Source organism: Kitasatospora sp. NBC_01250, from assembly GCF_036226465.1.
GTDB lineage: Bacteria > Actinomycetota > Actinomycetes > Streptomycetales > Streptomycetaceae > Kitasatospora.
On sequence record NZ_CP108476.1, the window covers coordinates 2,914,045 to 2,927,788 of the forward strand.

Below are 13,744 nucleotides of genomic sequence, written 5' to 3' on the forward strand. Positions count from 1 at the left end.
CTACGGCAGGGTAAGCGGCGTGCGTTCAGCCGGGGCCTTCGTGTGCTCGGCCCGGTACCACCGCAGCACGGCCTGGACGAACTCCGCGGGCAGCTTCCTTCCGACCGCTGTCTTGAGTCCCTTGTTGAGCTCCTTCTCGAAGTCCGCGGGCTGGCGGTCGAACGTCCGGGTGAGATTCGTCAGGACCGCCCGCTGCGGGACGTTCAGTGCCTGGTCTCCCAGGGCGGCCCGCACGGCGTCGGCTCCCGCCGCCCCCGGCGCAGCGGCGGCCGGCTGCTGCTGCACATCGGTTCGCCAGTACATCGTCGGGATGGTCGGCGAGATCCGTTCCGCCTTCTTCAGATCGCCCTCGGGCAGGCCGTAGTAGAACTCGATCTTGGCCCCGGTGTCCTCGTTCTCCCGGCTCACCTTCTTCCGCGACCCCTCTCCTCCATCCGGATATGCCACATACGTGCGGATGTTCGGATAGGCCCGGCGGAAGTCGGCTATCACCCGTCGGCAACTCTCGCAGGTCCCCTGCGTGGACAGCACTGCCAGCTCGCCGGTAACGGTCCTGGCTGCCTCCGTGCCCGGACCGTAGCCCCAGTCCGTGAGTCGCTCGTAGGCTGCGTTGATCACCTTGACCTCCGCGTCGTTCCGCTGCGTGCGGAAGCCCTTGCGAACGCTCCATGTCGTGGCGGAATCCGAGGCCGCCCCGGTGGAATGCTCCATGTCGGTGGCGTCGGGCTGCCCGCTTCGGTAGACGGGAGAGGTCCAGGCCTCCTGACCGTCGATCCGCAGACTGCAGACACCCGTTGTCGCACCCGCGTCCCGCACGCCGCCGTACAACGTCTGGGCGAGGTGCGTGATGTTGACCCGAGCCCTCGCCTCCTGCTCCGGGGTCGGCTCGAACGCTCCGAAGAGGGGCGCGCCCTCCTCGAAGAGGCTCAGGTCGGCGTGGCCCGGCAGCGGCCAGTCGTCGGCGTCCGTGGCGGACGAGCGGACCTGGGTGTCGGAGGTGAACCCGGACGGCAGCGGGTCCGGGTGCTCCTCCCCCACCACGCGCACCTTGCGCTGGCTCGGGTCGACCCAGCGCAGCTTGCCGTCCTCGCCGTGGACCAGGGCCAGGGCGTGGCCCTCCTGCTGGTCCGGGCGGACCAGCAGGACGGTCGCGAACGTGCCGGGGCCGGCCTCCTCGACCTTGTGCACCAGGTCGGCGAGGGCGTCGTCGCCGAGCCCGTGGTCCTGGGTCAGGCCGTGGAGCTTCTGCAGGGTCCAGGCCGGCCTGGGCTCCGGCACACCCTCCTTCGGGAGCGCGGCCGGGCGCCGGTTCCCGTAGTGCGTGTCGCGCAGGGCGCTGACCGTCTCCAGGCAGTGGTGCAGCGTGGCGCCGTCCTCGGCGAGGTCGTGCGGGTTGATCAGTTCGAGCAGCTTCTCGGTCGGCGGGTGGTAGCCCTCGCCGAGGTCGTCGAGGTACGTGTGCAGCTGCGCCTCCTGCTCCTCGGTCCAGCGCTTGAGGCCGCGGGCGTCGAGCGGGCCGTCGGTCAGCTCGTAGGCGCGGGTGTGCGGCCGCTTGGCGGGCGGCTCGTCGCTGTCGGGCTCCGGGTGCCGGCGGCCGGAGAGGATCTGCTCGATCAGGTCGACGGGGGCAACGGGGGCGACCGGCTCGGGCTCCGGCTCGGGTTCGGGCTCCGGCTCCGGCTCCGGCTCCGGCTCCGGCTCCGGCTCCGGACGGCCGGTGGTGGCCGGTGGGTCGGCCGAGAACTTCTGGCTGCCCCACAGCTCGCGGAGCTTCTCGCCCTCCTTGGCCGCGAGGTAGCCCTGCGGCTGCTTCTGGGGCTCCTCGGTCGGCTCGCCGCCCTCCTTGTCGAAGACCAGCCACGAGCCGTCCAGGGTCACCGCGGGCTTGCCGGCCGCGTTGATCCCCAGGGCGGCGGCGACCACGACGACGCCGTCGCCGGCCTCCTCCTCGCCCTTCGTGTTCAGCTTCGGCGCCCACCAGGCAGCCTGCTTGGCGACCCGGATGGTGGCGTGGATCCCGTACGTGTCGCTCAGCTGCTTCATCACCGCCCGCAGGTACTCGTGGTCCGGGGCGGCGCCCAGCCCGCACGAGACGAACTGCAGCTCGTCCTTGCCGTTCCAGTGATCGGCCTTCTTCAGCTGGACGATCAGGTCCACCAGATCGCCCTCGGTCATCGGCTTCCCGTCCTGGACCGGGCGGTGGGTCTCGGGGTCACCGTGGGCGGCCAGCAGGAAGCGGCCGGGACGGGACGGGAACCGACGGAGGATCGCCTCCAGGTCCGACCGGGTGGCGGCGGGCAGGTTCTTGTCGCCGATCCACCAGCCGTGCTGCTCGCCGGCGCTGTTGGACAGGTGGCTGCCGGAGTCGAGGAGGGGGTACTCGACGACCTCGCTCGGTGCGGGCGGGAGCTCGGGGCCCTCCGGGCTCTCGGGGTGCGCGGCGTCCTCGGCGTGCTCGTCGTCCTCGTCGTCCTCGAAGTGCTCGGCGAAGGTCAGCCCCTCGTCGTCCGACGGGTCGGGCTCGTCGAAGCCCAGGCCGCCGTAGTCCACCTCCTCCTCCACCACCGGCTCCGTCGGCTGGAGCTTGACGCGCTCCGCCCTCGTGGTGCTCAGCTCGCGCCGCTCCCGCTCCGACCGTGCCTGGACGAGCGTCCGGAACTTCTCCTGGATGCTGCGGGTGTCGTCGAACAGGCCCGTCAGCCCGGCGATCCTCTGCTCGTAGTCCTCGTTGTAGACGAAGCGGCGCCCGGCCGGCGTCGCCATGGTGCGCAGCTCGTTCCCCGTTGCGTCGACGAAGGAGAACGACCTGTCGAAGGTCGACTTGCCGGTCCGCCTGTTGCCCTCGGCGTCCAGGTAGCTGCTGGACCTGGTGTAGGAGGAGAAGTCGGCCTGGTAGTACTGGTGGAACTCGTGGAAGAAGCGCTGGACGTCCTGTGCCTGCTCCTCGGTCAGCTCCGCGGCCCGCGGGTCCTCGCCCCTGATCCGCAGGGTGCTCTGGGCGATGTAGCCGAAGGCCGTGTCCGCCGAGTGGTCGTTGCGCAGGAAAAACCCGATCGGGTCGGAGTCCACCAGCAGGGCGGCGGCCAGCAGTTGACGCTCGTCGGTCGACCGCAGGTGCTCGTCGGAACCCCAGTACTCCTCGTTCGAGTCCGACGGGCGCTCCTCGGCCCTCGGCTCGAACTCGGCGGTCCACAGGTGGCGCAGGTTCCTGATCATCTCGACCGAGCCGATGTGCTCGGGCTCCCGGTCGTGCGGAATCCTTGCGCCCTTCGGGGAGGGGAACATGTCCTTGGAGTTCTGCTTCTGGATGTCGTGGAAGAGGATCGCCTTGGCCATCACCTCCTGCGGGACGAAGCGCTTCGCAGCCGAGCCCTCGACGAGCTTGCGGTACTGGCCGAGCACCATCTGGGCGTGCGCGTGGAAGGTGTACTTCTCGCTGGCGGCGGCGATCTCGTCGTACTTGCGGACCAGGTGGGGGAAGTTCTCCGTGATCGTCCTGATCATCTCGGACGGATCCGCGCCCGCGTGCCAGCTCCGGGTCAGCTTCTCGCCCACCCACCACTGGAGGCTCCTCTCCTCCGGGAGGCGTTCCAACAGGGCGAGGTAGTCGGTCGGGCTGGACTCCCGGAGCACGTCGAAGCTCGCCTGCAGCTCGTCGAAGCCACGGGAGAGCAGTTCGCCGATGGCCGCCTGGTTCGCCCAGGGCTCCACCCGCTTCGTCATGAACTCGCTGATGCGGCCCCCTGGGTCCTCCGGGGTCATGTCCGGCAGATCGTTCTCCTCGAGGAACTTGTTGAGCTGCACCAGCCGGTTCGCGAACTGGTCGACGAATTTGGCCCCGTCCAGCAGCGCCTCGGGACGGCGATCCTCCGGCTCCTGATGGAACTGGCGCCAGGTCACCAGATGCAGACGCAGCGTCAGGGCGATCCTGTTCAGTTCGCCGGCCTTGATCTGGAACCCGGTGCCACTCAGCCACGGGTCCATGCCCTTCGGCGGAGGGAAGTCGAGCGTCGGCGCACCGACCGACTCGCGCAGCACGTTGATGTGCTGAACCCTGCCGTCCCTCGCGAACCTGTCGCCCTCGCCGGGCGGCGGCGGCGTCGTGTCGTCGTAGTGGTAGGTGACCAGGGACTTCGCCAGGGCGTTGGCGCTCAGCGCCCTCAGCGCCTCCCCACGGACTCCGAACTGGTTCTCCTCGCCACGGTGGTCCACATTGAACGGCCTCTCGAAGAGAGGTGAGCGGGTCTGCTCCTTGAGGCGCTTGGGCTCCTTGAGCAATTCGTCCGGTGTGTTCCAGCGCACGAACGCCAGCTGGTCCGCATTGGCTCCCGCATCGCGTGCCTGCCCGATCTTCCGCTCGTATTCGGCCTTCAGATCACCCAGGTTCGCGATCTGCTCGTCGCTCATCGGCCAGTTCCGGCGGTCGTCCTCGTGGATCGCGTGACCGAACACCTCGTGGTACGTCTGCAACGGCACGAGGTAGGAGCGGACCAGCGGCCGGGCGACCTCCTCCTCCGGCTGCCGCACCCCGTTCTTCGTCTCCGGCGCCTGGGCGCGGTACTTCTCGGCCCACTTCATCGCCCGCAATGGACTACCGGCACCGATCCAGAAGACCCCGTCGCCGTCCCCCGGCGAGATCAGGATCCGTCCGGACGCGGGGTCCTGATGGACGTCCTTGTGATCGGAGGTCGCCAGACCGGTCTCAGGGTCGACGTCCGCGAGCGCTCCCTCGCGCTTGAAGATCGTGGTGTACAGCCGGACGTACGGGGCACCGTCCGGGCCGGGCTCCGTTTCGACCACACCCCGGTACACGACCGAGGCAAGCTCCGCCTCACGCCGCAGGGTCTCGGGAGGGAGCGTCCCCGGAACGCGCTGGAACGCGAATCCGCCGGGCTTCCCCTCGATGGACGGCTTGAACAGGACCTGGTCGGCCAGCGGGCGGTTGGGCCCGAGGTGCCGTCCCCCGGGAACGGCGAGCTGCCTCTCCTCCTCGGCGGTCGGGGGACGGCCGTGCTCGGGATCCTCGTCATCGGACCCCAGCGTGAACCTCGCCCGGCCCGGGAGCTTGGCCAGCTCCTCCGCCGTCGCGTGTCCGTACCCCTCGGGCAACTGCTGGCCGACCACGCGCGGCGCCTGCCCCGGGCCGTCGAACTCCAGCCACTGACCACCCTCGGTGATCGCCGGACGCCCGTCCGGACCGAACCCGACCGCCTTCGCCGAGACCAGATGCCCCTGCGCATCCGGCAGCACCCTGCCCGACCCGTCCACCTTCGGCACGAACCAGACCGTCTCCGTCGCCGCCCGCGCCGACGCGTGGATCCCGTACTCGGCGAGCTTCTCCAACACCTTCGGCACATAACTGCGCGCACCGGTCAGACCCAGACCGCAGGAGACGAACTCGATCCGGTCGGTGCCGTTCCACACCTTGTCGTCGAACCACTTCTTCAGCAGCCCGGCGAACTCCTCCGCACTGATCGGCCGCCCGTCGCGCACCGGCAACCCCGTACGCGGATCGGTGTGCACCGCAACCGTGAACACACCCTCCCGCACCGGCAGATGCGCCAACGCCGCACGCACCGCCGCATCCGCCTCCGGCGAACCCGTGGAGCTGCGGATCCACCGACCGTGCGCCGCACCACCGAGATCCGACAACGGCACGTCCTCGTGCGCGATGTGCGCGATCTGCGCGACAGGCTCGACGTGCTCGACGACGGGCGCGAGCAGCGAGACCGGCTCCGACTTCTCGGAGAGCCGCCAGCCGTCCCGGTCGCCGACCGGGGCCGGCACGTCGTGCTGCGGCTGGAGCAAGTGCGCGACGCTCGACGGGAGTTCGACCACGGTGGTGGTCCCGTCGTTCGCCACCTTGGTCCGGGTCACGCCCTTGACCAGCGCGCGCAGGTCCTCGCGCCCGGCCAGGTAGTGCAGCGCGGCGTGCCAGATCTGCTCGGGGTGCGGGTGCTGCGCGATCGCCTCGTGGACCTGGGTCAGGTGCAGATCACCGTTGCGGTCGAACAGGTCGCGGACCAGGGTGTGCACCACCCGCTGGCTGAACTCCAGCGTCTCCTGGGCCGACCACTCGCGCGGCAGCTCGGTGTGCTCGGGGTGCGGCCGGCTGCTGTCGGACTCCACGGTGATCTTCGTCCGGTCCAGCGCGGGCAGGTCGGCGGCGCTCCTGTAGCCGAGCTTCCTGGCCACCGGCGCGAGCCCGGGCGCCTCGTGGTCCAACTCGGCCTGCGTCTTGCGGTAGTTCGCCTGGATCTCGTCCCGCAGCCCCAGGAGGTACGGGTGCCCCTTGGGCGCGACGAAGGCGGAGTCGCCGAAGGTGGCCGCCTCGCCGTTCTCACCGGCCCCGGCGTGCACGGCGAAGCCGGCCTCGGTGCTCCCGACCTCGTAGAGGTCGTCCAACGAGAGGATCTGGTTCTCGCCGTCGCTGTAGAGACCGCCGAACTCCTCGCCGATCACCACCCGGAACGCGCCGCTGGCCGCCGCCCTGCCCGCCCCGGTCTGCTTGGCCAGCTCGGTCAGCACCTCGTCGTGCAGGCTCATCGGCCGCTCGCTGTGGAACACCTCGAACGGGTTGACCAAACGGATGTCGCCCTCGTCGGCCCACTGGAGCATCCTCCAGGCGTCGGCCAGCTGCGGGTCCTGCGGCGCCTCGGTCAGGTCGCGGACGGCCGCGAAGTGCTCGCGCGGCACGTCGGTCCACAGGACGAACGCGGCCTCGTCCTTGAAGTACTTCGCCGACTCCCCGTACCCGTGCCAGAAGGTGGCCGAGGCCCCCTGCTCGCGGAACGGGCCGAACCAGACCGCGTGCACCACCAGCGGGATCTGCACCCGCGCGGAGGCCGGCTCGGGCGCGTCGGCACTCGGCGCCCACCGGGCGTCCTCGCGGTCGTGGACGCTGCTGAAGGTGCCGGGCTGCTTCTGCCAGGCCGGCGAGGCCGGATCCATCCGCGTGGGGTCGACGTCATGGCGCATGTCCATCGCGTCCATCAAGGGCGTGAGCTGATCTGCCGTCAGATCGCGGTAGTCGTACGCCTTTCCGGTCGCCGGGTCGGTCATGAACTCCGGTGCCGGACGCGGCTGCAGGATCCCGAACAGGTCGACGCCGATCGGCCCCGGCTGCTGCGGGAGCTCCCGGAGGTCCGGCACCGTGCTGGTGTCGCCGAGGTCCGCCAGCAGCTCGTGGCCGCCCTGGTAGGGCACCGACAGGTCGCGCTGCGGCAGGCCGAAGTGGGCGGCCCCCGGCAGCCCGCCGCTGCCCGGACCGCCGTTGCCCGGACCGCCGAACGGGCCCGGGTCGAACGGGGGGTTGCCGTCGCCGAGGTTCAGGTCGCCGAAGAGCAGGTTCTCCAGGTGCTGGACCTCGGGCTGCGGGTTGGCGTTGCCCAGGCCCAGGTCCCCGAAGAGCAGGTTCGCGAGGTCGTCGAATCCGGGCTGGGCAACGGCGTTGACGTCACCGGCCTGCGCCGGCTCGTGCGGCTGCCAGTTCTGGAGGGCGGCTTGCGCATGCTGCTCCCAGAGGGCATCGAGCTGCGCCCGCTCCTGCCGCCTGCGCTCGGCCTCCGCCGCGTGCTCCTCGGCCGTCTGCACGCCCGAGGTCCGGAAGAAAGCGTTGGCGGCCCGCAGGTCCGCCTCCGGTTGTGCGTGCTGACCGAGCGCCGGCCTGGTGTACGTGTGCCGCTCGGCCGTGAAGACGATCGGCACGTCGTAGGGGTACCCGGCATGAGGATCGATGTGCATCCCCAGGCCGGCAGCGGCCTGGAGGAAGCCGAGCGCCTCGTGGTAGCTCTCCCCGACCCGCTGCACCGCCTCGTCCGGCCGGATGCCCATGAGTGAGAGCCACTCGTGCGTGGTCAGCGGGCCGTCGGCGACCGACGGGTCGATCACCATCTCCACCAGCTGCCCGGCCTCCTCCACATGGATCACCACGGCGACGTGGTACCGCCAGACGACCGGCAGGGGGACGCCCTGGAAAGCGTCGCGGGCGTTCTCGGACTGCACCTGCAGCGCCGACCCGTCGGAGCGCATGTGGTTGGCGAAGATCTTCTTGTTGGCGATGCCCAGCTTGGTGAGGTGCATGGCCATCAAGTGGGCCCGGTCGGCGCAGCCGGTCTCCGGGTGGTCGTACGGAACCTGGATGGAGTCACCGGTCCGGCTGGTGAACTGCAGCTGCGCCAACTGCCGGAACAGGTCCTCGGCCTGCGCCCGGGTCTGGGTCTGCCGCTCCAGCGCCTCGCTGCCCAGCAGGTACGAGTGCAGGAACGGCGCCTCGGGCAGGTTGGCCCGGGCGTGCTCGGAGAGCGAGGTGTGGTGCAGGCCCTGGTAGGTGTCGGCCAGCCGCCACAGCACCGGCAGGTCGCGCCGCAACGGGCGGATCAGCCCGAGCAGTTCGCGCTGGTTGCGGTTGCCGATCGCGGTCCGCACCCGCTGGGCCAGCGCCACGAACTCCTCGTGCGTGGACGGCACTTCCCGCAGCCCGCCGAGGGCGAAGGTCTGCGTCATCCCGAGCAGGTCGGAGACGGCCTGCCGCGCCGCGTCGGGGCCCGCTCCCAACCGGCCGCTCTGCGCCGCCTCGAAGAGCGTCGCCGTGAGCGAGGACCCGAACTCCTGCCGGTAGCGCCGCTCCAGCGCGGCCACGTTCCTCGGGTCACCGTCCAGGCTGTCCAACAGCACGTGGACGGCGGTCGGGTTGAGCTGCGCGGCCGTCAACTGCCGGTGCAGCTCGGCCGCGAGGTCCCGTACGGCGCCGGGCAGCATGCCCCGCACCTCGGCCACCGGATGCTGCTGCACGGGGGCGGCGGGCCCGTTGGCGGCCGGCGGCTCCACCCGGAACACCGAGGTGCCGGGGATCGGCGCCGGCGGCATCTGCGCTGCCTCGTGGGTGAGTTCGTGGTCACCGGGCGCCGGCGTGTCACCGACGGTCGCCGACGGCCGGCCCGTGGACGTCAGCGGATGGTCGCGCAGCGGGGCGCCGTCCTCGCTGAGCGTCTCGATCTCGCTCAGGTAGCGGTGCGGGATCCCCTGGCCGAGCGGGCTGAGGACGTCCGCCATCAACCCGGTCCGCTCGGACTTCGCCGCCGTATTGCGGAATAGCGAGGTGCTGCTGCGGTACTCGTCCCGCAGACCCGCGTAGTGCAGCAACTCGTGCAGCACCACCGCATTGCTGTGCTTGAGGTCCAAGTGACGCTGATCGGCCCGAGCCGGGCGGCCCGTGACGGGCGACACCGGCGCATCGGTCAGCTCGATCGCCTCCCGGTGCGCCGGGACGTGACTGAACGCCACCTCGAAGTGCACCTGATCACCCGAACGCGGCAGCACATGACCGACGTTGAGGTGCCGGTCGAGCAGATCACGGGCCCGCTGCTGGAAGCCCTCCAGCTGGTCGTGCGACATGCCCGTGCCGTACTTCACCGGCAGGTGGAACGAGACCACCCGCACCCAGCGCCCGTCGTCCGCCTGGATCCGGCGCACCGTGTTACGGACGTACACCATCCGGCCGTCGAGCAGACCCGGCCGACGGTTCTCGAACGGCTTGTCCGACGGAGCGAACCGCTCGGTGTGCCGCACCACCGCCGGCGCCGAACCACGCCGATGCTGCCACTGGTCGACGGTGACCGGGTGCTCGACCGGCTGCGCCCACCGCGAAGGCTCGTGCGCGGCCACCAGATCGTGCAGCGTGCCCGACAGGTTCTCCGGAACGTACAGGCCCTCGGACCGCTCCGGCTGCTCGGGCTGCTGCGCGGAATCGTGCATGGACTCGTCCATGGACGAGTCCATGGAGCCGCCCCCACCCATGAAGAAGTCCAGCGGATCGGTGCCCGAGGGCCCTGCGGTGTTCCCCGCGCCGAGAAGCTGATCCCCCGGCAGCGAGCCGGTGACACCGAGGAACGCCGCCATCTCGGCTTCCGACATCAGAGCGTTGGTGCCCACGTCGGAGAACTCCCCCCCGGGCAGGAAGGCACCATTGGTGAGAAGCGCATCGAACTCGGCATCCGACATCTGAGTGCTGGTGCCCGCGCCGAGGAGCTCGCCCCCGGACAACAGGCCAGTGCTGTCGAAGAGCGCCGCAAGCTCGGCATCCGACATCACCACGTTGAAGTCGACGCCCCCCTGTTCGATCCCTTCCATCGACTCGCCGGCCACCGGCTGAGGAGCGTCGTGGTTGGTGAGCGTGATGTGCGGTGGCTCGAACGTGGCACTGGTGGTGATGGTCGGCCGCACGCCTGCAGCAAGATCCGACTCCGAGCTGAGCTTCCGCACAAAGATGCCGTCGGCGTTGTACAGCGCCGAGACGATCGGCTTCACAGGGGCGGTGTTGTGGAAGACATCCACGGTGGCATGCGACGGCGGATCGTCGGCGGTCCTGCCTTGGAGGTTGGTGACGACGCGGGCCGGCCGCATGCGCGCGCCGAGGCTGTCGTAGACCGTGACGGCCGTGGTGAACGATCGCAGGTGCTCACCGGCGGGGCCGAAGAACGTGACGGTGGTGGGCGTCGTCGGGTGGAGGGGCTCGCCGAGGGGGCCGAAGAGCGTGGCCCTGGCAGCGGGCGGCAGGAGGTCCCCAGAGCCGGCGACCGGCTGCAGGGCCCTGCTGTTGCTGTCGTGGAGCACCGGGGCCAGCCCCTGTTGCTGGGCCGGCACCTCCAGCGGCTGGCCCGGCTGCTGAGTCGGCTGCGGCTGCGGCTGCGGCTGCTCATCGTGACTGTAGAGCTCGACCGTGCTGGCGACCGGCTCTCCGGCACCGCCGCCGCGCTCGTACAGCGTGATGGCTGTGGCTTCCAGCCGCAGCGGGTTGCCGAAGCGGTCGAGGAGCTTGGAGGTGCTGTTGTTCGGCGGGATGACGGCGTCTCGCACCGCCCTTCTGACCTTCGTCTCCTGTGCGTGCTCCAGCGTGGTCGCGCGGTACTTCGTCCGGCTGTCGTCGTTGGTGGCCAGCTCGATCTTGTCGAACAGACGGGGGATGTTGTCTCCGTCGAAGACCCAGACCCCCGGCCGGTTGTAGATCTGGCTCTCGGTGGTGCAGACGACCGCCCGGTTGAGGGGGTACCCCTGGTGGGTCCCATCCGGATGGTTCGTATAGAGATCCATCAGGGCGCGGCCCGTGTCGTCGAAGGACTCGCCGATCCGGTCGTACATCGTCTCCGTCAGGCCCATGGACGTCAGCCAGGTAGCCGTGGGCACCGGGCCTTCGGGATGGATCGACGGATCGAACACCATCTCCGTGGTGGCTTCCTGGCCCTCGCTGCCGGCCGGCCGGCCCTCCTCCCGCACCCGGACGGCCACGGCGACGTGGTAGCCCCAGTTGAGCTCCGCGCGCATGCCCGGAAGCGCGCTCCGGGCGTTCGCGGACTCCACCCTGAGCGACTGCTTCGGCGCTGCGGGCGTACCGGTCCAGTAGGTGACGAAGATCTTCTTGTTGAAGACGCCCAGACTGTTGAGGTGCGTGGCCATCTGGTGCGCCCGGTTGAAGCAGCCGTCCTCGGGGTGGTCGAACGGGACCGTCAGTCCCAGCTCGGGTACGCCCGCGATGGTCTCCGGTCGCAGCTCGGTGAACCGGCGGGCGAAGATCTCCTGGAACAGCTCATTGGCTCGTTCGTGGGTCACGACCCGCTGTGGAACCGGCCGCTGCTCGCCGGCGGCCGGGGGGTTGCTCTGGTCGGCGGACTGCTGCTGCTCGTGCTGCCCGGCCGGGGGCTGGACGTGCTGAGCGGCCGGCGGTTGTTCGTTGTGGGGCGCGGCAGGCTCGTTCACGGAGCTGCCGGGGGTCGAATCCGGCGGCATCTGCGCCGCCTCGTGGGTGAGTTCGGTGTCGCCGGGCGCCGGCGTGTCACCGACGGTCGCCGACGGCCGGCCCGTGGACGTCAGCGGGTGGTCGCGCAGCGGGGCGCCGTCCTCGCTGAGCGTCTCGATCTCGCTCAGGTAGCGGTGCGGGATCCCCTGGCCGAGCGGGCTGAGGACGTCCGCCATCAACCCGGTCCGCTCGGACTTCGCCGCCGTGCTGCGGAACAGCGAGGTGGCGCTCTGCGCCTCGTCCCGCAGACCCGCGTAGTGCAGCAACTCGTGCAGCACCACCGCATTGCTGTGCTTGAGGTCCAGGTGACGCTGATCGGCCCGAGCCGGGCGGCCCGTGACGGGCGACACCGGCGCATCGGTCAGCTCGATCGCCTCACGGTGCGCCGGGACGTGACTGAAGGCCACCTCGAAGTGCACCTGATCACCCGAACGCGGCAGCACGTGGCCGATGTTGAGGTGCCGGTCGAGCAGATCACGGGCCCGCTGCTGGAATCCCTCAAGCTGGTCGTGCGACATGCCCGTGCCGTACTTCACCGGCAGGTGGAACGAGACCACACGCACCCAGCGCCCGTCGTCCGCCTGGATCCGCCGCACCGTGTTACGGACGTACACCATCCGGCCGTTCAGATAACCCGCCGGGTGCTTCTCGAACGGCTTGTCCGAGGGAGCGAACCGCTCGGTGTGCCGCACCACAGCCGGCGCCGAACCACGCCGATGCTGCCACTGGTCGACGGTGACCGGGTGCTCGACCGGCTGCGCCCACCGCGAAGGCTCGTGCGTGGCCACCAGATCGTGCAGCGTGCCCGACACGTTCCCGGGCAGGTACAGGCCCTCGGACTGCTCCGGCTCCTGCGCGGAATCGTGCGAGAACTCGTGCGTGGACCCGTGCGTGGACTGGTCGGTGGACTGGTCGGTGGGCTGGTTCGTGGACTCGTGCGTGGAACCGCCCCCGCCGGCGAAGAAGTCCAGCGGATCGGTGCCCGCGATCCCCGCGTTGTTCCCCGTGCCGAGGAGCTGGTCCCCGGGCAGCGGGCCGGTGGCAGCGAAGAACGCCGCCATCTCGGCTTCCGACATCAGAGCGTTGGTGCCCACGCCGTAGAACTCGCCCCCGGGCAGGAAAGCACTGTTGTCGAAGAGCGCATCGATCTCGTCGGCCGACATCACCACGTTGGTGTCGAAGAGCGCGACGGGCGGCGCCGCCATGGTCGTGTCCCCACCGGGCAGCTGAGCCGGAGGCTGCGGGACGCCCCCCTGTTCGATCCCTTCCATCGACTCGCCGGCCATCGGCTGGGGAGCGTTGGGGTCGAAGGCCGAGATCATCGGTGGCTCGAACACGACGTTGGTGGAGAGGGTCGTCGGCAGGTTCTCGGCGGTGTTCGATCCCGCGGGATCCGACCCCGTGGGGAGCCTGCGCAGGAACTTGTCGTCGGCGCCGTACAGCGCCGAGGCGATCGGCTTCACCGTGATGCCGTTGCGGAAGACATCGACGGTGGCGTACGACGGCGGACCGTCGGCGGACTCGCCGTGCAGGCTGGTGATCGCGCCGGTCGGCAGCAGGGGCTCGCCGGAGCGGCCGTAGAACGTGACGACCGTGGTGACCGACCGCAGGGGCCGGCCGTTGCCGTCGAGGATCGTGACGGTGGTCGGGGTCGTCGGCTTGAGCGGCTCGCCGTGGGGGCCGTGCAGCGTGGCCCTGACCGTGGCCGGCAGCAGGTCCTCGCTGACGGCGGTCGGCGGCAGGATCCTCCGGTTGCTGACGTCGATCACCTGGGCCGTTGCCGCGTGCTCGACCGGCTCGCCGTGGACGTAGAGCGCGACCGTGCTGGCGACCGGCTCCTCGTGGGCCGACGACGCATCGGGAACACCGCGCTCGTACAGCGTGGTGGCGGTCGCGACCAGCCTCAGCGGGTTGCCGTAGTGGTCGACGAGCCTGGGGGTGCTCGTCTCC

General features: G+C 70.3%; 1 protein-coding gene (cut by a window edge). It reads right to left on the minus strand.

The window, feature by feature from the left end:
- A protein-coding gene (locus OG500_RS11805; protein WP_329579515.1) for a protein-glutamine glutaminase family protein crosses the window boundary here: on the minus strand, nucleotides 1–13,744 show its 3' portion. Its footprint extends 21,368 nt past the window's final position; 13,744 of the gene's 35,112 nt are visible here — the last part of the coding sequence; its start codon lies beyond the right edge, outside the window; its stop codon occupies nucleotides 1–3.